Origin of the sequence: Faecalibacterium prausnitzii (assembly GCF_019967995.1) — a bacterium.
Lineage (GTDB): Bacteria > Bacillota > Clostridia > Oscillospirales > Ruminococcaceae > Faecalibacterium > Faecalibacterium prausnitzii_E.
Genome location: NZ_CP065377.1, coordinates 46,658 through 68,270 on the forward strand (window position 1 = coordinate 46,658; position 21,613 = coordinate 68,270).

The following is a 21,613-nucleotide window of genomic DNA, read 5'->3' on the forward strand; positions in this document are numbered from 1 at the left end:
ACCGTACAGGTTGTACGAACTTCTTCCGTGAAAAAATGCACTTTTTACGGGCAGGGGTGGACAAGCGGCTCGATGCCTACAAAACCCCGCACCCTGCGGCCACCGGGCAGATAGATGTTGTTGGTGGCTTCAAGGTTATAGCGGCGGTCGTTCTGTCGCAGTTCTGCGCTGAAACGGATCGCCGATACGCTGTGACAGGTGTTGTCCTCGCACCACAGTTTGTAGATTTCATAGAAGTCCTTGGAGCTGATGGAATAGTCCGCCTTGAAGCGGAAGTAACCCTCGGACTCCATGAAGTCGATGACATTGTTGCTGCTGCGCTTGATGGTGTCCACGTTGGCGGCGGCTCGTTCGCTGACCGTGAAGCGGAAATCGTTCTGCACCAGCCGGTGCAGCCCTTCCAGACACCACAGCAGGATGCCCTCCAACTCGGCACACATCTTTTCGACAAGGAAAGGGTCATCCGTGCGGTCGGCAGGCTTGTCTTTGGTGGTCAGGATGAGCTGGCGGCGAAAGAAACCGTCCGAATGGTCATACAGCGAGGTCAACGCACCGTTGCCAAAGCAGAGGAACCGGGCGTAGATGTCCCGCTGATAGCTCTGGACACCTTTGCGCTCCAAGTCCAACTTGGCTTCGGCAGTCACGATGGTCTTGATATAATTCGTCTTGGGCAGGGCGTTCATGTCCATGTCGTCGTCGATCATCAGCAGGCGGCGTTCCAGATCGGCACGGGCAAAGCGGTTGTTCTCGACTTTCTGGACGCTGCCGTTGCTGGCGGCATCTCCCATGAGCCGTTTCAGCACAAGCCCGATGCGGGACTTGCCCTCGCCGCCCTTGCCGACAATGAGCATCATCTTCTGTCCCTTGGTGCTGGGGATGAGGCAGTAGCCCAGATACTCCTGCAAGGTGGGGACGTCAGCATCGTCCAGCAACTCGTGCAGGAAGGTCAGCCAGCGGTCAGGGGTGGAGGCTTTGGGGTCGTACTTCACCGGCAGGCGATTCTGGCAGAACAGGCGGCTCTCCTGAAAGGTGCCGTCCGGCAGATGGTACACGCCGTTCTGGAGGTGGATGCAGTCCTGCTCGATGGGAAACGGGTCGGAAAAAGCCAGCAGCTTGATGGTCTCCAGAATGTTGGTGACCTTTTTGGACAGGCCGGAGGTGACGTATTCCTCGATGTTCTCCAAGATGCGCTGCTTGATCTCGCTTTCGTCCTCTACCGGGCCGTCCAGCGTGTACAGTGTTCCGTTGACGCATTTCAGCGGCCACTGTTCCAGAAAGGCACGGCCAAACTGGACTTCGTCAATTTTCTTGCCGTTGTACCAGTCCGGCCATAAGGGGTTGCGGGAAATGTTTTTCTTCATGTGGTGGTTCTCCTTTCAAAAAGTAAAGTGGTGATTATCATAATGATAAACACCACTTTAGGTGAATGAATCGTCAGGCGCACTTTGCCAGAGCAAGGCGGTCGGTGCGATCCTCCAGCATCAGCAGGTACGACCCGGACAGCAGCCGTGCGGCGGCATCAGCCTTCTGCTGGGGTGTTCCAAATGCAACGCAGTCCGTCAGATGCTCGATGGTCTCGGTCATGTGGAGGGCTTCCACGAACCGCTCGTCCAGCGGTTCTTCCGGGCTGGCGGGCTTGTAACGCTCTCGCCAGTCGTGCAGCAGGTCGAGATAATCGGTCAGCACCCGCAGGCAGTAGGCGATGTCTGCCCACTGCTCGTCCGTCAGGCCACGCTTGGGCGGCGGCAGGGCGATGGCATTGGCGGGCGGCTTGTCCGGGTCAAGCCCGAAATCATGGATGAGCTTCTCGGCGGATTGCCGGGGGTTCAGGTCGAACAGCTTGGCGGTGAGGTCGATGGCATCTCCATTGGCCCCGCAAGCGAAACAGTAATAGTAGGATTCGTTCAGCATCATACTGGGGTGGTTGTCGGAGTGGAACGGACAGCACACCATGCCATGGCGGTCGGGTCCCATGCCGTACATCTCTCCCACCTGCCGAACGGTGATAGCGGACTTGATCTTTTGATATAAACTCAAAATTTCTCCTTTGCTCAAAGGTTTTGGCACGGATCATTTTAATCCCTGCCACGTTCAAAGCCGGTCTCCCTTGCTGCCTCCCGACAGGAAATCTTTTTGGACTCTGTGTCGGCCCCATGCAGGGCGCTCGCTCCCCCGATGGGAGGTCTTGGCGGTCTGGGCAGTTCGGACGGTCATTCTGTTGTCAAGGTCCTGTTATGAAAGATATTTCAGAGGGCTTTCGCGGGAAGCCCTTAATATGTTCGCTGCCGGGGAGTTAATATGTTTTCTTTCTGTCTATAGGATAGCACCTCCATGGCCGCTGTGCCGTATATCCATAATGTCGGAAAACAGGTGCAGAAACTGCAAAATTCCACGCTTATGGACAGGAACCGCCGGAAGTGGTATACTGTGCAAAAAACATCGGAGGTGCGACCATGAACATCAAGCTGACACTGGGGGAACGGCTCAAAGACCTGCGTGTGGAGCGGCAGTTGAAGCTGGAAACGCTGGCAGAGCAGACGGGTCTGTCCAAATCGGCACTGTCGAAATATGAGAGCGACGATGTGACCGACCTCAGCATTTATGCGGTGACAACGCTGGCTGAGTTCTATGGTGTGACCACGGACTATCTGCTGGGTGTGACGGAAAACAAAAAACGCCCAGATGCAGTCCTTTCGGACTTGCATCTGAGCGATGGCGCAGTGGACGTATTAAGGAATGGAAAATTCAATCATCGGCTGCTGTGCGAGCTGATCGTGCATGAGAATTTCCGGCGGTTCATGACCGATCTGGAGATCTATGTGGATGGATATGTCAGCGCAAACATTCAAAACCTCAATGCCGGTCTGGAAGCAACGCGGCAAATGCTGAAAAAGAAGTATGCAGCAGATGAAAACGATCTATACATGAGCACCTTGAAGCTGGGGCAGATCGATGAAGATGAGTACTTTGGTCGGGTCTTGTATGACGAGTTGGTGGCTATCCTGAAGAACATCAAGACGGAACACCGCAAGGACAAGACCACTTCGGATGGTGCAATGGTCGATAACTTGATAAAGGAACTGGAGGATGCACAGAAACTTGAAGGGTCTGCGGATGAAAAGAAGATCCGAACGGCATTGAAGGCAATCGGCATCAACTACGATAAGCTGACAGAGGATGAAAGAAAGCTGATAAAGAAGATTCTTTATAAAACGGCAATGCTGAAACCGAGGACACTTGCAGGCAACCGGGGCAAGCACAGACGCTGATTATTTTTACATTGCGGCTTACAGGGGAAAAACGCTGCTGCGGCAGGACGGGAGAACGTACACCATTGGTTCCTCTGAAAGCCTGCGCTGGGTGGGCAGAGACCGTCAACTGCCACGCCCATCCGCGCATCCTTCTGCCACAGAACAGGTGCTTGCCGGAGCCGCTCGCAGCCCCTTTTCCGCATCAGCCGGAACCAAGGTGTAACACACTAGACTTTGCAGGCAAAGTCGTGTGCCAACGAGCGTTCCGCCGCTCTTTGGATTCTTCCCGGCAGGGCACTGGAAAATGAGGTGCCCTGCGCAGCGCGGCACGTCCGTCACCTCGCACAAAAAACGAACCGCAAGTTTTACTTGACAATTCGCAGAATATGCACTATCATAGCCATAAGATGAATATAATGTTTATAACGATATACTCAATTTGAGAGTGAGGTATTTCATGGCGATCAATGATAGTGCTGTCGTCCCGCTTTACCAGCAGGTAAAGGATGACATTCGTGCCGCGATCGAGAGCGGCAAGTACAAAACCAACGAGAAAATCCCCCCGGAGCCGGAACTGAGTGCAGAGTACTCGGTCAGCCGCATCACGGTGCGCCGTGCCGTGGAAGAATTGTGCGCCGAAGGGTATCTGATCAAAATGCAGGGGCGCGGCACCTTTGTCAGCAAGCCCCGCATCCACCGCAAGTTTACCAGCGGCAGAGGAACTGCCAGCTTTACGGAGACCTGCAAGGAGTACGGCATGGTGCCGGGCGCCCGGCTGCTGAACCGTCAGATCGTGCCGGTGCGCAAGGATGAAGAAGCCTTCTTCCATGTGGGCCCGGATGCCCTGCTCATCTACATCCAGCGTCTGCGCACTGCCGATGGCCAGCCGGTATTTCTGGAGAACCTGTTCCTGCCCTACGAGCCCTACAAGAGCCTGATGAGCGAGAACCTCAATGATGTTTCCATGTTTGACACCATTGAGCGCATCTCCGGGCTGCGCCCTGCGACGACCTCCTGCCAGCGTATCGAGGCGGTACGGGCTTCGGCAGAACAGGCACAGCTGCTCAACCTTTCGCTGGGCGAGCCGCTGCTGTATCTGAACGCCTACTTCCATGACCAATATGACCACCCGCTGTGCATCGGGCGGCAGTATTACATTGGAAGCCGGTATATGTTTGAGTTTTAAGGGCAGGATTCTGTCCCCCAAGAGCGTCTTTTCCACCCGGAAAAGACGCTCTTTTTGTCGTTCCAAGGAGAATTGTTGGTGAAACTGCTAAAATATAGGGGAAGTGCTTTGTGCACTTTACCAAAGTAAAGATTTTTTTAGAAAAACCTCTTGACGTCTGTGCAAAATGTGGTACTATGTACATGACGATTATGACGTCTATAACGAATAGGACGATACAGACGCCGAAGAGATGAAGGAAACACAAGAAAGGTCGTGGATGCGTATGAACCGAATCATTCTTGCTTCGCACGGAGGGCTGTCCGCCGGAATGAAGGACACCGTGCAGATGATCCTTGGCGAGTTGCCGAACCTTTATGCCCTTGCTACCCTGCGGGATGAGACCGAGCCGATCACGGTGGCGGCACGCCGGCTGCTGGACGGCTTTGCGGCAGAGGATGCTGTGTACATCGTGACCGATGTGATGGGCGGCAGCGTGAACAACGAGATGCTGACCCTGCTGCCGGAGTATCCGGCGGTGCACCTGATCTGCGGCATGAACGCTTCTCTGGTGCTGACCCTTGCTTCCAACGACGAAGCCCTGACACAGGACGAACTGGCCGAGTGCATTGCAGATGCCAAGGCGCAGATCATTGATTGCAACCTGCTGCTGAAAAACGCAGCCCAAGATGAGGAGGATGACCTATGATCAAATTAGTACGTCTGGACTACCGTCTGCTGCACGGTCAGGTGGTATTCTCGTGGACCGGCCATGTGGGCGCACAGCGCATCATCGTGGTGGACGATGACGCCGCCAACGACGAGATGAAAAAGTCCGCCCTGCTGCTGAGCAAGCCCGCCGGTGTCCGGGTGAACATCTTCACGGTGGACAAAGCCATCGCCAAGATGCCCAAGGTGGAGCAGCTGGACGAGAAGATCATGATGATCTTCGGCAACACCGCTGCGCTGCTCAAGTTCTGTCAGGCATACCCCAAGATCAAAGAGATCAACTACGGCGCTGTGGCAAACAAGCCCGGCTCCGTGGCCTTTGACCAGTCGGTATTCCTGACCCCGGAGGAGCAGGCCGACACCCAGAAGCTGCTGGATATGGGCATTAAGATCTACAGCCAGCAGACCCCCACCTTTAAGGTAGTACCCATCGATCACATCTGATCGTAAGGAGATAAGAAGGAGGAATTGACCCATGTTTGTTACCGCACTGCTTCTGGGTCTGGTTGGCGTGTTCTGCATTCTGGACTCGCGCATTCTGGGCCGCATGAACTTCGAGCGTCCGCTCATCACCTGCACCATCGTCGGTGCGCTGCTGGGTGATCTGCAGACCGGCCTGACCCTTGGCGCATCCATCGAGCTGATGAGCCTTGGCATCGTGAACATCGGCGCAGCAGCACCCCCGGACATGAACATGGCTGCCATCATCTGCGCAGCCTTTGCCATCCTGACCGATGCTTCTGCCGAGACTGCACTGGCACTGGCTATCCCCATCGCTGTTCTGGGCCAGATGCTGGGCGTGCTGATGCGCACCATCCTGTCCAACCTGACCCACGTTGCCGACCACGCTATTGCAGAAGGTAAGTTCCGCAAGGCATGGAGTATGCACATCGTCTGGGGCACACTGCTGTACAGCCTGATGTACTTCATCCCCATCTTCCTGTCCGTCTACTTCGGCACGGATCTGGTGCAGAAGATCGTGGCTTTCATCCCCGCATGGCTGACCGATGGCCTGAACCTCGGCAGTAAGTTCCTTACAGCTTACGGTATTGCCCTGCTGCTGTCCACCATGCTCAACCGTGATCTGACCGTTTACTTCCTGCTGGGCTTCTTCTTTGTAGGCTATCTGGGTCTGGATGTCACCGCTGTGGCCATCTTCGCCGCAATTCTGGCTGTGATCCTGACCGGTCTGAAGTATGGCAAGGGCGCACCTGCCGCAGCCGCTGCCGGTGCAGCTGCTGCCAACCCGGACTACGACCCGCTGGAAGATGACGATGATCTTTGATAGGAGGAAGCTGAAATGAGCAACGCAACCAAGACTGCAAAGCGCAGCGACTTCAAGAAATACTTCCAGTTCATGTGGCGCTCCCTGAACATTCAGGCCTCCTGGAACTACGAACGTCAGATGAACATGGGCTTTTTGTACGGCATCGCTCCCACGCTGGACGAGCTGTACCCCAACGAGAACGACCCCGAGCAGCTGGCGCACAAAAAGGAAGCCTACGAGCGCGAGATGGCGTTCTACAACTGCACCCCGCAGACCAGTGCCTTTACGCTGGGTCTGGCTGCCTCCATGGAAGAGCAGTACGCCGCCGACCGTGAGAACTTCAACCCGGAGACCATCAACGCCGTCAAGACCTCGCTGATGGGCCCCCTGTCCGGTGTGGGCGACTCCTTCTTCCAGGGCACTGTCCGCCTGATCGCTTTTGGTCTGGGCATCTCTCTGGCACAGCAGGGCAGCGTTCTGGGCCCCATTCTGGCTATGATCATCTCCATCGTCCCCTCGGTGCTGGTCACATGGTTTGCCGGTAAGCTGGGCTACACCATGGGCAGCAAGTACCTGACCAAGCTCAACGGCGGCATGATGGACAAGCTGATGTACGTCTGTGGCATCGTAGGCCTGATGGTCATTGGTGCCATGGTGGCAAGCATGGTGGGTCTGACCACCCCCATCACCTTCGCAAGCACCGGTCTGGTGCTGCAGGATGTGCTGAACAGCATTCTGCCGAACCTTCTGAACCTTGGCATCGTGATGCTGATGTACACCCTGATCCGCAAAAAGGTCAAGACCGGCTGGCTGCTGGGCATCTGCATCGTGGGCGGTGTTGCCATCAACGCCCTTGGTCTGTTGGTGTAACCGGGTTTCCGGCTTACATAGATATCCGTACGCCTGTAATTTGTGATTCATCAGAACAAAAAGAAAAATAATTTGGAGGATTGCATTATGTATAACATTGATCTGGCAAACGTCAAGTCCATCGTGGCAGACATCGTGGCAAAGCACAACGTGGAGAACGTGGCCTTTGTTGGCTGCGGCGCTTCCAAGGCAGAGCTGTACCCCGCAAAGTACTTCCTGGCAAACTGCAGCAAGAAGCTTCGTGTGGCACACTACACCGCCAACGAGTTCAACTACGATACCCCCGATTGGCTGGGCGACACCACCGTGGTCATCACCGCTTCTCTGGGCGGCAGCACCCCTGAGACCGTCAAGGCCAACAGCGTGGCAAAGGCCGCCGGTGCAACCGTTGTCAGCGTTACCCACGCTGCCGGTTCTGCCCTGACCAAGGAAGCTGACTACACCATCGTCCACGGCTTTGAGGCAAACTACGCCGCCAAGCTGGAAAAGATGGGCTACGTTCTGGCACTGGCTGTGGAGATCTTGCAGCAGGTGGAAGGCTTCGACAAGTACGACAAGATGATCGAGGGCCTGACCAACGTGTTCGAGGCTGCCGAGAACGCTGCCAACTCTGCCCGCAAGTCTGCCAAGGAGTTCGCTGAGAAGTACAAGGACGCTCCCGTCGTTTACGTCATGTCCAGCGGCGCTTCCATGGAGGTCGCTTACTCCACCTCCATCTGCCTGATGATGGAGATGCAGTGGGTCAACTCCGGCTCCTTCCACAGCGGCGAGTTCTTCCACGGCCCCTTCGAGATCGTGGACAAGGACGTGCCCTTCATCCTGCTGATGAACGACGGCAAGACCCGTCCCGTGGATGCCCGCGCACTGACCTTCCTGCACCGCTTCGATGCTCTGACCACCGTGGTGGATGCAAAGGATTACGGTCTGGGCAATGCTGTGGACAGCAGCGTCATCACCTACTTCAACCCGCTGATGCACACCGCTGTCTTCCGTGTCTATGCTGAGGAGCTGTCCTACGTCCGTCAGCATCCGCTGACCCTGCGCCGCTATATGTGGAAGCTGGAGTACTAAGCGGTCATCCGGGATCCATAGACCCATGCTTGGGGGAGGGGCTTGCCCCTCCCCCTTTTTGATGAAGAGGGAAATGAAGAATGATTGAAGCAGTGATTTTTGATATGGATGGGGTGCTGGCGGATACGGAATACTACTACGAGAACCGCCGTAAAAACTTTCTGCTGGAAAACGGCATCCCTATCCCGGAGGGCAACTTCATCGGCTCCAACGAAAAAGCCATCTGGGAAGCGCTTGTTCCCAACGACCCTGTGCGCCGTCAGGAGATGCTGATGGCTTACCGGGAGTACCGCAAGGTTCGCCCCACCCCCTATGACAAGCTCACCGACCCGCAGGCAGAGCCACTGATGAATGCGCTCCGCAGCCGTGGGCTGAAGGTGGCGGTGGCGTCCTCCAGCGCAGCACCAGATATCATGAAGATGCTCACGGAGGGCGGGCTGAAAGCCATGGTGGATTTTGCTTTCAGCGGCGAGGACTGCGCCGCCCATAAGCCTGCGCCGGACATCTATCTCAAGGCGCTGAAGGCACTGGGGCTGACGGCAGACAAGGCCATTGCGGTGGAGGATTCTCCCACAGGCATTGCCTCCGCAAAGGCAGCAGGACTGAAGGTGCTGGCGCTGAAACCCCGCCACGGCGAGCCGCTGGACCAGTCCGCCGCAGACTGCATCATCACCCAGCTGATGGATGTGGCGGAGCACCTGGACTGAGATGGAAGCAATCAAGAACGGTCTGTGCAAAAACCTGACCCCGGCACAGCTGTGGAGCGGCGCACGGTTTTTTCTGCTGCTGAATCTGAGCCTGATCATTTGTGCGGCGGCACTGAACTTTTACTGCGCCCCCAACCACTTTGTATTTGGCGGCACCACAGGTCTTTCCGTTGTGCTGGCTACCTGCTTTCCGGCGTTGAGCGTCAGCACCTTTATGTGGATCACCAATGCGGTGCTGGATGTGCTGGGCTGCGTCTTTCTGGGGATAAAGGCCATGGGATGGACGCTGTACTCCTCCTTCATGCTCAGCTTTTACTCCAGTATGTGCGAAAAGCTGTTTCCCATGTCCCAGCCTTTAACGGATGACACCTTGCTGGAGCTGTGCTTTGCGGTGGCGCTGCCGGCCCTTGCCAGCGGCATCGTATTCAACATCGGGGCATCCACCGGCGGAACCGAGATCGTGGCGATGATCTTACACAAGTACATCAAGGTGGAGATCGGCAGGGCTCTTCTGCTCAGCGATATCGGCACGGTGCTGTTTGCGGCTTGCATTTACGGCCCGCAGACCGGGATGTACTGCGTGCTGGGGCTCATCGGGCGCAGCACCATCGTGGATACCGCCATCGAGAGCCTGAACCTCCGCAAGGTGTGTACGGTCATCACCTCAAGGCCGGAGCCCATCCGGCGTTTCGTTACGGAAACACTGGGGCGCACAGCGACCCAGCAGGACGCCACCGGCGTGTACACCGGCGAGCCCCGCACCATGATCATGGTGGCGCTGACCCGGCGGCAGGCAGGGCTGCTGCGGGATTTCCTGCGCCGGGAGGACCCGGAGGCCTTTCTGACCATTGTTAACTCCAGCGAGATCATCGGCAAAGGATTCCAGTCTGTCTGAAAAGGCAGAATGCCCGCCCACCGTGGTTTTCCACAGGTGGGCGGGCATCATTATATATGGTAAATGGTTATTTACGCTGAAAATACGCTGACTTCCCGGGATTTACGCTGAAAATACGCTGACTTGGCATGGTTTACGCTGAATTTACGCTGAAATTGCGCTGAGAAATACGCACCGCGCGATTAGCAGTTTTTCCGCGCGTTTTCTGTGGCTCAATCCTCCAGCCTGCCATGGTCACATCCCAGCGACAGGTAGTGCTCCATCTCCCCTCTCAGCACCATCTGTGCATATTCCAGCGGCTTGTTGTACAGCAGCCAATCCAGCTCTGCCCGCTGTGCCGGGGTGTTGCCGTACTCGTTCTCAATGGCGATGCAGTCGATGGCAACGGTGGTGCCATCCTTGAACCGGGCTTCCACCCGGTTGCTGTCCATGTTGTAGCGGCAGGAAAGCAATTTCGTCATAGTCGTATCCTCCAAGACTTGATTTTTGGTGTGCGGTCACTCGAACCAATGCCGTCAAGTCGTTGTCGGATGAAGTGGTTTTTAGTTTGTCCGGGAGTAAGTGCACGGTTTCTGCACGGTTTTTGCACGGTTTCAAAACGTGCAAAGAGTGCAAATCGTTGCAAAATCGGACAAAGGGTGCAGAAACTCCAAGTTCAAAATCTGCGAAACATCGTACAAAAACAACGTTAAAACGTAACTTCCAAAAATTGAGGGAATCGCCCGGCGTGCGCTACGAATCAGTAGGCCGGGGGTTCGAGTTCCTTCCATCGCACCAAGTAAAATCCCACGATTGACCGTTGAAAATACGGTGTAAATCGTGGGCTTTCTTGCTTTACATAGGCTTCAAAAGGGCTGGAAAGTGCCTCATTTGTGCCTTACTGCCCCAAAAACTGCCTTGCCGTGTGCCTTACAGAGTGCCTTATGCTGGATGCCCGGCGGGGCGGTTTTGTGCCTGTTTACCGCCTGTTTGATAGCAAAAAAGCCTGTCCGGTGTTGTAGCCGGGCGGGCTCTTGTGCTATATGGGGTTCAGTACCCTTTCAGGATGTTCAGTGCATCCAGTGTCTTTGCTGTGTCAAGCAGTTCAGCTTGTGACTTGTCAATGGCTTCGATGATGCTCCACAGAAGCGTGTAGTACATGGGCAGCTCACGCCAGAGGGCTTCCAAATCGTACTCACTACAATCAACTTCCCGCTTGAGTTCATCCACCTTCCCGCGGGTGCACATCCAGCTGTCCATGATAAAGAGAAGGTTCTTCAGGTCGGCCAGATGCCCCATCGTGGTTCCCACGTCCAACGCTTCCACTTGCTTTGCAGTCAGGATCATTATCTTGTCCCCCCCCCTTCAGGCTCTGATAATGCCGCTTGCGAAGATCCACACCAACTGCACTTTGTCCGGTGCCGCCTTCTGCAAACGGGTGTTGATTGCGTCGATTATGTTCTCCTTCTGGTCGCCCAGATCGCCAAAGAACAGTGCGTCCACGCTGGTGTCAAGCAGAGCTGCCAGTGTCTTGGCCTCGCAAAGCCGGAACTCGGTTTCCCCGTTCAGCTTCTTATTCAGCGTGTTGGTGGTGATCTGCAGCGCTCTTGCCACGTTCTCCTGCTTCAGACCGCGTTCCCGAATCATAGCACGAATATCGTTCATACCTCAACTCTCCTATCTGGGGCTGGATCGTGCCCCGCTCTACCCGGCGGGCTTCCATCTTCCCGCCGGGGATCCTCTGACTGTGTTACTGGACTTCCAGCGGCTTCACCTGCGATGCACCAAAGAACGATGCCCGGTAGGTCTGGCCGTCTCCCTTGCTGCTGTGGATAAGCACCGCCTGAAACAAGGCCTTTGCGCCATGCTCTACCATGTACCCGGCGGCCTTCCAGCCTGCCCAAGTGTTCACCGGCTCGGTGATCCCGGCGGTCTGCTGGGCTTCCTCGATGCGCTGGGCGTTGACCGGAGCAGCCTTTGCGCTGTTCCATGCCCGGTGCAGGGCTTCGGCAAAGCTGCTCACGCCCTTGCGGTACAGCTTCCATGCCTTGTGCATGATCTCGGAAAGATTGTACTTCATTTTAAGACCTCCGCTTTACTTTGCGGGTCCGCCTTGTTATAATGGGCTTGACCCTGTTGTGGGTTTGGCGTGGTGTGTAGTTGGTAGCTGGCACCGCGCCATTTTCTTTTATACAGCTTATCAGGAAGTGGGTTACTGTCTTAGCTGGCGTTCTGCTCTTGCGCTCCCGGTACATCCTTCGCCCCTTGCCTTCCGGTCGTGCTTCCCTTGCTGTGTTTTTATTATAGCACATTAACGTGCTTTCATCTATTGACAAATTGCATAACGTTAACGTTCGATAATCGTTCATATTGTACACGTTGACGTGCCGCACGCTTTGTGGTATAATCATCATAAAGAGGTGATAAAATGCCTATCAGTGAAGCAAAGAAAAAGTCAAACGCAGCTTATAACCGCCGTCAGGACAATATCATGCTGCGCCCGACTAAGGAAGACGGCGCACGTATTCGCAAGGCAGCCGCAGATGCTGGCAAGAGTGTCCAGCGGTTTTGTCTTGATCTTGTCCTGCCCCATTGCCCGGAAGTGACAGATGTGCTTACAAAGGACACCGCCGGGGAAGTAGAAAAGAGTGAGGTGTAATCATGGCAAATACCTGTCCTGTATGCGGCGGCAAGCTGGGTTTGCTGAACCGTGAGAAAAGCGCGGACGGTCTGATCTGCGCCGGATGTAGCAGTTTCTTCTTTTCAAAACTGGGATTTCGGGCTGCAAAGCAACCGACAGATGTTCTTGTGGCTTACTGGGCCACACTAGAACAGCGTCGGAAGGCGTTCAAAGAAACCGATTCCATCTATGATGGTGATGCGCTCTTTGTGTCCATTGACAAAACCAACCGGCTGTTTTGTTTTGGGCACCGCGGCGGTGATAAAGGCCCTCGCATGATCTACAGCTTTGATGAAGTCGCCGGTTACGAATCTGACGCGCCAGACGATTTGACGGTGACAGAGACCAAAGGCGGCATTGGCCGGGCCGTGATCGGTGCAGCCGTTGCCGGTCCTGTGGGTGCAATTGTGGGCGCTGCCACCGCCAAAACAGAGACCCGCAAAGGTAGCCGCAGCAAAGAAAACGTGTCCATCCGTTTTACGCTCCCTCTTGGAGAAACCAGTCTGCCGACAACGGTTTATCCCGGCGGCATGACCGCTTTTCTCAAGAGATGCAAAGTCAGCCAGGAGAAGCCACAGGTCGCCGCTCCAGCTGCATCCAGCGTTGCTGACGAGCTTTTGAAGTTTAAGCAGCTGCTGGATATGGGAGCCATTACGGAAGCGGAGTACAACGCCAAGAAAGCCCAACTGCTGGGCTTGTGATACAGGGAAGGAAGTGTAAAATGATGGACTCTAATCAGGTTCTACAGTTAAAAGCCGTTTTTGACGGGATTGTACATACCACAGAAGATGGTACGGAATTTTGGTATGCACGTGAGCTGCAAACGGTTTTAGGTTATAATCGCTGGGAATATTTTGACTTGGCTGTGAAAAAAGCTGTTACATCAGCAGAAAATTCAGGATGTACTGTAACAGACCATTTTCGGGGCGCCCCGAAAATGGTCCAAATCGGTAGCGGCGCAACGCGTGAAGTTGCAGATTATATGCTCACGCGGTATGCCTGCTATTTGATTGCCCAGAACGGTGATCCGCGAAAGCCTGAGATTGCTTTTGCACAGGCATACTTTGCCTTACAGACACGTAAGCAGGAACTAATTGAACAGCGCATTTCTGATTTGAATAGGGTGCAGCAGCGTCAGCAGCTGCGTACGTCTGAAAAACGGCTTTCTCAAAACATCTATGAACGTGGTGTAGATGACCGTGGTTTTGCACGGATTCGCTCAAAGGGCGACAGTGCACTGTTTGGCGGGCGGACAACAGAAGAAATGAAGATACAGTATGGAGTGAAGAGTGGACCGCTTGCGGATGTTCTCCCGCCTGTTACTCTGGCTGCAAAGAACCTTGCAACAGAGATGACAAACCTCAATGTTGAACAAAAAGATCTTCAGGGAGAAAGCTCTATCACGCATGAACATGTCCAAAACAATTCAAGTGTTCGTTCGATGCTTTTAGGTCGTGGTATTCGGCCTGAGGATCTTCCGCCAGAAGAGGACATTAAAAAGCTGGAACGCAGATTGAAGTCTGAAGAAAAGAAACTTGCCAAAGGGAAAGACGTTCTAAAATGACTTGCCCACTTTGCAAGGGCGAAATGAAACCCGGCACGACCATTCACACAGTTCAGCTGAAGAACTGTGTCGTGGTCATCAAGAATGTGCCCTGCCTGAAGTGTGAACAGTGCGGCGAGGTCGTTCTGTCAGCTGACACGGTGGAGAAGATAGAGCACATCTTGCAGACGGTCGAAAAGGCCGTGGCAGAGATCACCGTTGTGAACTTCCCTGACTGCGCGGCATAAGCCCGCCGGGGCTGCCAGAGCGTAGATAAGACCACGGTAAGGAAAACACCCACGGAAAGAAGAAAAGCCCTCGGACACGCGCTGTCGCGGTCTGGGGGCTTTGTCATGCAGCGATTTTGTTGAGGTCAACAGAATCGTGTGGCTGAAGTGCTGCGCCCGGCGGGTGCTGCACGGTCAAAGGGTTTGGGATGCTGCCCAACAAGTCCTTGCAAGGCAAGGGGCTTTGTACATACAAAGACACTGCTTGCAGCGCCTATGGTGGTACCACGGCGCACTGCTTGCCGTGGTTTGGCGCTTCTTTTTTTATAGCTGCCGGAAAATCCGGAAAATTTTGCAGACACGGTATGTGCGAAATCGGGAGGCGCTTTATCACCGCTTTACCACCGCTTCACAGTTTGCATGAAACACTGTACTTTCACCGCTGAATCACCGCTGAACTGTGTAGCGCGCCCGGCGGGGTGCAGGTCAGATGATGGCAGAGATTCCGTACAACTCGACCAGCTCGCGCACATGCTCCTCGTATTTCTTCACCTGTTCGTCCCAGTATTCCACCGTGCGTTCCTGAACGCTGCCATAGCGGTTCCATGCGTTCCAGCCGGTGCCGCGCCATGCTCTGGTAGTGATCACATCATCATGCCAACGCTGGATAGAGGACAGGCCTTTTATTTTGCGGATTGCTTTAACCTCGATCTGACGCACGCGCTCGGCCTGTACACCAAGTTCCACGCCAACGGCCCGGAGGCTCTTTTCGTCATAGTAACGACTGCGTAAAACAGTTGCTTCCCGCTCGGTCAGATGTTGCGTCATGGCTGTTTCAAGGGCTGTGTGCAACTCCTCGGTGTAAACACCATCCTCTGCCTGTTGAAACGCCTGTGTAGCCGCTGGGTCTTCGATGGTCTCCCCTTTGGTGCTGCTGCCTTCGTCCGATTCATCAAGACGAATGTCAAGACTGCTGCACTCGTTCAGTGGGTTTGCAGATACAGCCACGCGCCTGCCGTCATCGGTGGTGACACCCCGTGTGTGCTCTCCACAGGTGGCGGTGCGAATCTGCTTCAACAGTGCGTAGCTCAAATACGTTGTGAAACTGCCCTGTTCTTCGTTGTAGTGCTTGGCAGCATAGTCCACCGCAAAATAACCTTCCTGCACAAGATCATCAAAAGACAGGCCTGCACTATCGGCAACGGGCTTGTTCTTCTCATACCATTGCCACAGCTGCCGCCGTACAAAGCCCTTGTTGACCTCCCACAGCTGGCCCAGTGCAAAGCTGTTCCCGGCGGCTGCCAGAGCAGCAAGGGCTGCGTTTGTGGCCTGCTGGTCGGTCTGCTTTGGTCGATTCTGCTCCATTGCTACATCCTTCCTTTTTTCGTGCGCATTTTTGTTCACAATGAGAGTTTATTGACACGATACGCGGGCGCGTATGACTGTGTGAACAAACTACGCACCTCGCCTTTTTTAGTGCGCACAAACGCGCACATTGACGTTCTCTTTTTTTATGCCGCACAAATCCGCACAGACTTCTTTTTTAGGCTGCAAAAACTCGAATTTATATACACGATAACACGCGCCTGCGGGTAATGTCAACAAAATGCTATTTTACGTCACTTTCGTTCTATAAAATGTCCGCTTTTTTGCCTGTTCATCGCCTGCTTGCTCCCTGTACAAATATTAGTCTTTTTCGCCGCTGAACCACCGCTGAAATGCTGTTTTGCGCCGCTTCACCGCCGCTTTCATTCATCACACGGCAACAACGAGAAAAGGCGCACAGGTTGCCCCATGCGCCCGGTGTGTCTCGTGTTTTCTCGTGGTTCGCTCGTTGTTTGGTCGGGGTTCACTGCTGCGGTTGGTCAACGGCGATATCAAGCACCGGTTTGCCGTATGCGTTGATTGCGGGGATGATTTTCAGTTCCGTGCTGGGAGCCTTGGTGTTGCGCGTGGCCTGAAACTGCAAAATGATGCCTGCACTGGGGTCGATGCCGTCGGCTGTATCCAGCGGCTTGCAGTTGCCGAAGTAATCTGGCAGCTGTGCAGCAATATCGTCCGTACTGGGATTGCCGGAAGGGTCAAAGGCCGCGGCTCTGGGGGCTTCATGGATGGTCAGTTCATCCGTGGTAATGGCGGCCTGAAGTTCGGCCGCACGATCAAAAGCGTTGTTCTCTGCCAGCTCCACAGCTTCACTCACCGCCAGATATAGCGCATCCTTGGTTTCAGGATCGTTGACCTTTTTGAAAAGCTGGAAGCATTCATGCAGCTTGTTCATCAGGGGTTTGCAGTTGGAACGGTCGATAGCTTTGCAAAAAAGTGCATTGTTGTCAGTATGGTTGATGATCATGGAAAAGTCCTTTCTGTGCCCTTACTGGACACGTTCAAAATCAACACCGCCGGGGTACGGTCGGTGGTTCAGCTGTGCATATAGGGCAGCAGCATGTGATAGATCATCTGCAAGACGTGCAGTGGAATGCTTGGCCCATGCTGCAAGGCTGTTTCAATACATGCGATATACTGCGCACCGGTTGCATCATAATGATACGGCTCCCGGCGGTGCGGGCGGTTTGGATTGTGTTTCATGGCTTCACCTTCTTTCTAACTCGCTTGTGACAGCGAGAAAACGTTGGCGGGGCTTGTCGAAGGTCAGGGGGATCTCACCCACACGGCCCTCTTTGTTTTTCGCTAGGACGGCTTGATATTGCTCTCCATCGTCCGAAAGAAGCAGGATAGCGTCTGCGTCCTGTTCCAACTGGCCAGATTCCTTCAGATCGGCGGCAGAGGGGGCACTGTGGGCGGCGTTGCGGTTGAGCTGAGCCAGAGCTACCACCAAGATTCCGGTGGTCTGTGCCAGCTCATGCAGGGCAATGGAAATACCCGTTATCTGCTGGTATCGGTCTTTGGCCTTGCCGTCAGAAAGCAGTTGCAAGTAATCGATAAAAACGACCTGCGCTTTCATCCGCTGCGCCTGTGCCTTTGCCCATCCAACACCCTTGCCGGACGCTGAACGGATGTACAGCGGCAATTTGTGCAGATCTGCAAGGTCGTCAAGTTCAGACTGTGGTACTCGCTTGGCCTTCACATCGGCCAGCGGGGCCGCCAGACGGTTCGCAATGATGCGGGCGGCAAGAGTATCCGAGTCGGTTTCCAGCGAGAAATAACACACTCTCAGCCCCCGCCGGGCCTGTTCGCAGGCCATTTGCAAGGATAAGGCCGTTTTGCCTGCGCTGGGTCTGCCGCCGATGATAAACAAGTTACCCGGGGACAGCTTGAGGTACTTGTCCAGCACCGGAATGCCGCTGGGAATGTACATCGGTTTTTCATCCAGTTTGCGGATGTAGCTGGCTACCAGCTCCCCGATAGGCTTAAAATCCCGTTCTTCCCGGTCAAGGGTCAGTGCCTCACCCATCCGGGAATACAGGTCAGGCAGGTCTGCAAAGGTGGTCAGGCTGCTGCCTGCCTGCAGGGCCAGACTCTGGAACTGCGTCAAAGCGGCCTGCTCCCGAATGACCTGCGTCCAGCTCTCCACGCTTTCACGGGTTATGCGGATGCACTCGGCTTCACACGCCTGTGCGCATTCCACAATGGCCGTGCTCTGCTCTGGATATCGGGCGCAAATCTCCACAGCGTCCAGCTTCCCGGTCGCATTCCAAAAGCCAGACAGGGCGACGAACACTGGTTGAAGGTCAGCCGGGAAATATTCGATTTCCAGTTCCGGCAGAGAATAGGGTGCAAGGTCGGGCTTGATGAGCAGAGCACCCAGTAAGATTTTCGGTGTATTCACGTCAGCACCTCCCATTTGCGTTCCTGCTGTTGGTCGGGCTTCTTCCGGGCTTCCCGGCGGGCCTCTACGTCACCCAATGTGCGCACCCCGTCGGCCTGCCAGCTTTTCAGGATGCCGTTTGCGTACTTCCAAGACCTGTGCCCGCTCTCGGCGGCTTCGTCAAACGCCAAACAGATTACCTCTGCCGGAATAGAATCGCGGTAGCGTTGTAGCTTGTCCAGTGCCGAACGTGGGAAGTCCCCTATCACCTGTTGGAAGTGCTGCACGATCTCGGCAAGGGCTGAATCTGTGCGAGAATCGGCGGCAGTTGTGGCGGTAGTATCTGGTATATCTGTAACTGTAACTGTAGCTGTATTTGTATCTGTATCTGTACGGTGCGAATGCACACCGTCATACCCAGTTAAATGCGTTTGCATCTTTTCGGATGCGTTCGTATTCGATTGCATTTCAGATTCAGCACTCGCTTGTGCGTTTTTTCCCCATCGTGCATTCGCAGACGCGGTAGCCTTTTCTGATTTTTCCCGATACTTTGCAAAGTCTTTATCTATGCCGTCCTTCATCGAACGCCAAAGGCCACGCATTCCACGATCTTTATATTGTTGTGGGACTGCTCCCTCTTTGGCGTAGCTGTATAAGTCGCGAACAATCTGCCCGATTTCATCGTTGGTATAATCCTGTGTTAGATTTTCCAGCCAGACGAAACGCAGGACGATGCTTTCAGGACTTTTTCCTTTCAAGGCTATCACCTCGCTACCCGGCGGATGCCCTGGGCGGTTTCTTCCACGTCCGTCGGGTCTCCCTGTTCAAAGTACCGGGCCAGACTGTCCAGATTCACAAGCCAGCGGTGCCCGGCGTTCACATACCGGATTTTACCTTGCTTGCACAGCCGCCGGATATAGGCCGGAGATAGATCGTAAATTTCAGCGGCCTTCGCTACGGTGCCCATGTTTGGGTATCGGATGGTATCACCCATTCTTGTACCTCCCAAGTTGTTTTTTGTGTTGCTTCGTTCGTCGTGGCCGCATAATATCACGGTCGAAAAAGAATTGCAATACCGCCAAATTTCAACCGAAAATAAAGGCGATGCAGCATTGTTGGAACCAAGTCTTTTGCGTCAAAATCCATCTGTTGCCATCTGGTGTCATTTGGTGCCATCCAGTGTCATGCAGTATCCCAGAGTGCCAAGGATTACCAAGGGTTTTCAGGGGAACGCTTGCCTGCTTTATGGATAGATGATGCAGAATAGTCACACCGAAAAAGATAGATGAAATTGATTCACCTAAAAAATGAATGGATACGATGATTGACTGGCTCTTATCAGGAGTGCTGTCTGGACTTCTTCATCCGTTCAATGGCATTAAAGCAGTCTTGCTTTTCGCTTTCCGAAAGTTCTCGGCGAAGTTTCTTTGAAAGAGTTCCATCTGTAATGCCAAGTTCTGCCGCAAGCTGCCAAAGATAAAAGCCCTCATCGGCGACTGCAAGCCGGATGTCCCTGTTTGGCTTTGAAATTCTGGATAAATTATTCATGAAGTTTCCTTTCTCTCTTGTACAGAGCAGCCCAACGTGATATGCTAAAACTGCAAACAATTTTCGTTGCGGTTGTTGTGCTTGCATGATGCCACACTTTGCAAAAGCAGTCAACATCTCCAATAGCCGATTTTCTAATTGCTAAAAAATTATGAACTGTAAACATTTTTCACAAGGCGCACAGATTGAACTTGTTGGATTTTTCTTGCCATTTTTTTAGACTTGCTCAGACTTTTTCAGAGCGTTTCAGGTGTGTTCTGGTTTCTTCAAGCCCTAGACGCATCGCTTTTGCAGAACATGGAGTTTTGTTTTGAATGTTTACAAATATTGTAGCTGATTATCTAAAGTGTAAAATTTCTGTGAATTCATTTTTTTCGTAAAGGAGTGTGCAAGATGGCTAAAATCGTAAAGCGGATGAAGAAGGACGGCTCTTGTTCGTACTGCATCCGGGTTTCCAACGGCTACGACCAGCAGGGCCGTCAGGTGATGGTAAACCGCACCTTCACTCCACCGCCGGGTATGACCGGGAAGAAGCTGGAAAAAGAGCTGCAACGGCAGGCAGATGCCTTTGAACAGGAAGTACACAGCGGTATTTCTCTGGATGCGTCCATGAAGCTGGATGAGCTGATAGAACGCTGGTTCACCGAGTACGCAGACCGCCAGCTGAAGCCCAAGACGGCCACCGAATACAGAAAGCTGGTGCCGCGCGTGTCCGCTGCTCTGGGTCACATGAAGGTCAACCAGATACGCCCGGCGCACCTCATGGCGTTCTATGCGAACCTGTCCGAGGACGGAGTGCGGCAAGATTCCACCTATACGGCAACGGCTGCGCTGCTGAAGCTGCTGCCGAAAGGCCAGCGGGCAAGGATCCGGGAAGTCGCCGGGGTGGGCGAGGAAACCATGCGAGGGCTGTGCAGTGGCAAGCCTGTCAGCCGTAAAACTGCCGAGAAGGTGGCCGATGCCGCCGGGCTGCCCATGTCCAAAGCATTCACCGAGAAGGTCAGGGCGGGTGGTAAGCTGGGCGGCAACACGCAGCTGCACTATCACCGCTTTTTGTCGAGCGTGTTTGAAAAGGCGGTCAAGTGGCAACTGATTGATGAAAACCCCTGCCGGCGCACAGAAGCCCCAAAAGCGGCAGAAATCGAAGTGGAAGCCTTACAGGAAGAGGACGTTGCAAAGCTGTTGGAAGCCCTGCAGGACGCGCCAGCACAGTACAGCGTTATCACACAGCTTGCCTTGCTCACAGGTGCCCGCCGGGGCGAGATATGCGCCTTGCGCTGGTCGGACATTGACCTTGACGCGGGTGTGATCTCCATCAACAGGACGGTGCAGAACATCGCCGGGCGCGGCACGGTGTTCACAGCACCCAAGACAAAACGCTCCCGGCGGTACATCAAGATAGGCCCGGAGTGTGTGCAGCTGCTGCGGGAGTACTGCCAGCACCAGAAGGCCGAACGGTTTAAGGTCGGCTCCGAGTGGGTGCGCCGGGTGGAGATCGAGAACGGCAAGACTGTGGACAATGATCTGCTGTTCACCCGTTGGAACGGCCAGCCGTTCGACCCCAACGCGGTTACATCGTGGTTTCCGGGCTTTCTGGCCGCCCATGACCTTCCGGCGGTTCACTTCCACAGCCTGCGGCATACCAACGCCAGCTTGCTGATAGCGGCTCATGTGCCTGTTACCACGGTGTCGGGTCGTCTGGGCCACGCCAAGACAAGCACCACCACAGACATTTACGCCGGGTTCATCCGTTCCAGCGATGCGGCGGCAGCGGACGCGCTGACAGACGTTTTCAGCCGTATCAAGGAAAAGTCCCACGCATAACAAAAGACGGCTCACAGGGGCGTTTCTGCTGCTCCTGTAAGCCGTCAACTTTTTCACTCTTTTCATTCTGTCCTATTTATGGGATGATACG

Annotated in this window: 27 protein-coding genes; 14 read left to right on the plus strand and 13 right to left on the minus strand. The window is 54.4% G+C overall.

The features are described from left to right. Window positions 1-44: 44 nt before the first annotated feature. Both I5P96_RS00200 and I5P96_RS00205 read right to left on the minus strand, forming a co-directional pair. Window positions 45-1,361: a phage/plasmid primase, P4 family gene (locus I5P96_RS00200; protein WP_223382668.1), complete on the minus strand. Its 1,317-nt coding sequence runs from the start codon at window positions 1,359-1,361 to the stop codon at window positions 45-47. A gap of 73 nt (window positions 1,362-1,434) precedes the next feature. Beyond that, entirely contained in the window at window positions 1,435-2,037 is a 603-nt protein-coding gene (locus I5P96_RS00205; RefSeq protein ID WP_223382669.1) for a CHC2 zinc finger domain-containing protein, read from the minus strand. A gap of 416 nt (window positions 2,038-2,453) precedes the next feature. Here I5P96_RS00205 and I5P96_RS00210 point away from each other — a divergent pair, with 416 nt between their 5' ends. The 9 genes from I5P96_RS00210 (at window position 2,454) to I5P96_RS00250 (ending at window position 9,955) form a co-directional block, all read left to right on the plus strand. Next, window positions 2,454-3,269 (plus strand): helix-turn-helix domain-containing protein, encoded by an 816-nt coding sequence (locus tag I5P96_RS00210; RefSeq protein ID WP_223382670.1) that lies wholly within the window; start codon window positions 2,454-2,456, stop codon window positions 3,267-3,269. Window positions 3,270-3,708: 439 nt separating this feature from the next. Then, window positions 3,709-4,437, plus strand: a complete 729-nt coding sequence (locus tag I5P96_RS00215; protein ID WP_117950076.1) for a GntR family transcriptional regulator — start codon at window positions 3,709-3,711, stop codon at window positions 4,435-4,437. 265 nt (window positions 4,438-4,702) lie between these two features. After that, on the plus strand, window positions 4,703-5,125 hold the full coding sequence (locus tag I5P96_RS00220) for a PTS sugar transporter subunit IIA (protein WP_181966900.1): 423 nt from the start codon (window positions 4,703-4,705) through the stop codon (window positions 5,123-5,125). After that, entirely contained in the window at window positions 5,122-5,589 is a 468-nt protein-coding gene (locus I5P96_RS00225; RefSeq protein WP_117476614.1) for a PTS sugar transporter subunit IIB, read from the plus strand. Before I5P96_RS00220 ends, I5P96_RS00225 begins: the two co-directional genes overlap by 4 nt. A 31-nt stretch (window positions 5,590-5,620) precedes the next feature. Continuing rightward, on the plus strand, window positions 5,621-6,430 hold the full coding sequence (locus I5P96_RS00230) for a PTS mannose/fructose/sorbose/N-acetylgalactosamine transporter subunit IIC (protein WP_117476613.1): 810 nt from the start codon (window positions 5,621-5,623) through the stop codon (window positions 6,428-6,430). Window positions 6,431-6,445: 15 nt separating this feature from the next. Continuing rightward, the gene (locus I5P96_RS00235) at window positions 6,446-7,282 is read left to right on the plus strand and encodes a PTS system mannose/fructose/sorbose family transporter subunit IID (protein ID WP_055186627.1); all 837 of its coding nucleotides are present in this window, start codon (window positions 6,446-6,448) and stop codon (window positions 7,280-7,282) included. Between the two features lie 87 nt (window positions 7,283-7,369). Continuing rightward, window positions 7,370-8,353 (plus strand): SIS domain-containing protein, encoded by a 984-nt coding sequence (locus I5P96_RS00240; RefSeq protein WP_015565013.1) that lies wholly within the window; start codon window positions 7,370-7,372, stop codon window positions 8,351-8,353. 80 nt (window positions 8,354-8,433) lie between these two features. After that, a complete protein-coding gene (locus I5P96_RS00245) occupies window positions 8,434-9,060 on the plus strand; it encodes an HAD family hydrolase (protein WP_223382671.1) in 627 nt (208 codons plus the stop codon). A gap of 1 nt (window position 9,061) precedes the next feature. Then, window positions 9,062-9,955 carry a YitT family protein gene (locus I5P96_RS00250; RefSeq protein ID WP_117950069.1) on the plus strand — a complete coding sequence of 298 codons (894 nt, stop codon included), beginning with the start codon at window positions 9,062-9,064 and terminating at the stop codon, window positions 9,953-9,955. Between the two features lie 212 nt (window positions 9,956-10,167). On the opposite strand, the gene I5P96_RS00255 is transcribed toward I5P96_RS00250, so the two are convergent. The 4 genes from I5P96_RS00255 to I5P96_RS00270 form a co-directional block, all read right to left on the minus strand. Continuing rightward, entirely contained in the window at window positions 10,168-10,416 is a 249-nt protein-coding gene (locus I5P96_RS00255) for a DUF6061 family protein (RefSeq protein ID WP_223382672.1), read from the minus strand. Window positions 10,417-10,984: 568 nt separating this feature from the next. After that, entirely contained in the window at window positions 10,985-11,281 is a 297-nt protein-coding gene (locus I5P96_RS00260) for a hypothetical protein (RefSeq protein ID WP_223382673.1), read from the minus strand. A gap of 18 nt (window positions 11,282-11,299) precedes the next feature. Then, on the minus strand, window positions 11,300-11,599 hold the full coding sequence (locus I5P96_RS00265) for a helix-turn-helix transcriptional regulator (RefSeq protein WP_223382674.1): 300 nt from the start codon (window positions 11,597-11,599) through the stop codon (window positions 11,300-11,302). Window positions 11,600-11,684: 85 nt separating this feature from the next. Beyond that, window positions 11,685-12,014, minus strand: a complete 330-nt coding sequence (locus tag I5P96_RS00270) for a hypothetical protein (protein ID WP_223382675.1) — start codon at window positions 12,012-12,014, stop codon at window positions 11,685-11,687. A 348-nt stretch (window positions 12,015-12,362) separates the two neighbouring features. Between I5P96_RS00270 and I5P96_RS00275 the strand changes: the two genes are divergently transcribed. Genes I5P96_RS00275 through I5P96_RS00290 form a run of 4 tightly spaced genes read left to right on the plus strand, consistent with a single transcriptional unit; the run spans window position 12,363 to window position 14,405 of the window. Further along, complete coding sequence (locus I5P96_RS00275; protein WP_223382676.1) at window positions 12,363-12,593, plus strand: hypothetical protein; 231 nt, start codon at window positions 12,363-12,365, stop codon at window positions 12,591-12,593. Between the two features lie 2 nt (window positions 12,594-12,595). Further along, the gene (locus I5P96_RS00280; protein ID WP_223382677.1) at window positions 12,596-13,315 is read left to right on the plus strand and encodes an SHOCT domain-containing protein; all 720 of its coding nucleotides are present in this window, start codon (window positions 12,596-12,598) and stop codon (window positions 13,313-13,315) included. 20 nt (window positions 13,316-13,335) lie between these two features. Next, window positions 13,336-14,178, plus strand: a complete 843-nt coding sequence (gene dinD / locus I5P96_RS00285) for a DNA damage-inducible protein D (protein WP_411703341.1) — start codon at window positions 13,336-13,338, stop codon at window positions 14,176-14,178. Beyond that, window positions 14,175-14,405: a type II toxin-antitoxin system MqsA family antitoxin gene (locus tag I5P96_RS00290; protein WP_223382678.1), complete on the plus strand. Its 231-nt coding sequence runs from the start codon at window positions 14,175-14,177 to the stop codon at window positions 14,403-14,405. The genes dinD and I5P96_RS00290 overlap by 4 nt, the downstream gene beginning before the upstream one ends. 465 nt (window positions 14,406-14,870) lie before the next feature. Here the strand turns inward: I5P96_RS00290 and I5P96_RS00295 are convergent, their stop codons facing one another. The 7 genes from I5P96_RS00295 to I5P96_RS00325 all read right to left on the minus strand — a co-directional run bounded on the left by I5P96_RS00295 (window position 14,871) and on the right by I5P96_RS00325 (window position 19,821). After that, the gene (locus I5P96_RS00295; RefSeq protein ID WP_223382679.1) at window positions 14,871-15,749 is read right to left on the minus strand and encodes a sigma-70 family RNA polymerase sigma factor; all 879 of its coding nucleotides are present in this window, start codon (window positions 15,747-15,749) and stop codon (window positions 14,871-14,873) included. A gap of 484 nt (window positions 15,750-16,233) precedes the next feature. Continuing rightward, complete coding sequence (locus I5P96_RS00300; RefSeq protein ID WP_223382680.1) at window positions 16,234-16,734, minus strand: hypothetical protein; 501 nt, start codon at window positions 16,732-16,734, stop codon at window positions 16,234-16,236. Window positions 16,735-16,802: 68 nt separating this feature from the next. Beyond that, complete coding sequence (locus tag I5P96_RS00305) at window positions 16,803-16,970, minus strand: hypothetical protein (RefSeq protein ID WP_223382681.1); 168 nt, start codon at window positions 16,968-16,970, stop codon at window positions 16,803-16,805. A gap of 4 nt (window positions 16,971-16,974) precedes the next feature. Further along, window positions 16,975-18,171 (minus strand): DnaB-like helicase C-terminal domain-containing protein, encoded by a 1,197-nt coding sequence (locus I5P96_RS00310; protein WP_223382682.1) that lies wholly within the window; start codon window positions 18,169-18,171, stop codon window positions 16,975-16,977. Further along, window positions 18,168-18,908, minus strand: a complete 741-nt coding sequence (locus tag I5P96_RS00315; protein WP_223382683.1) for a DnaD domain protein — start codon at window positions 18,906-18,908, stop codon at window positions 18,168-18,170. Before I5P96_RS00315 ends, I5P96_RS00310 begins: the two co-directional genes overlap by 4 nt. Before the next feature lie 5 nt (window positions 18,909-18,913). Next, on the minus strand, window positions 18,914-19,144 hold the full coding sequence (locus I5P96_RS00320; protein ID WP_223382684.1) for a helix-turn-helix domain-containing protein: 231 nt from the start codon (window positions 19,142-19,144) through the stop codon (window positions 18,914-18,916). Window positions 19,145-19,488: 344 nt separating this feature from the next. Next, window positions 19,489-19,821, minus strand: coding sequence for a hypothetical protein (locus I5P96_RS00325; protein ID WP_223382685.1), 333 nt, complete (start codon window positions 19,819-19,821; stop codon window positions 19,489-19,491). Window positions 19,822-20,091: 270 nt separating this feature from the next. Here I5P96_RS00325 and xerC point away from each other — a divergent pair, with 270 nt between their 5' ends. After that, the gene (xerC, locus tag I5P96_RS00330) at window positions 20,092-21,522 is read left to right on the plus strand and encodes a tyrosine recombinase XerC (RefSeq protein ID WP_223382686.1); all 1,431 of its coding nucleotides are present in this window, start codon (window positions 20,092-20,094) and stop codon (window positions 21,520-21,522) included. Window positions 21,523-21,613: the final 91 nt, after the last annotated feature.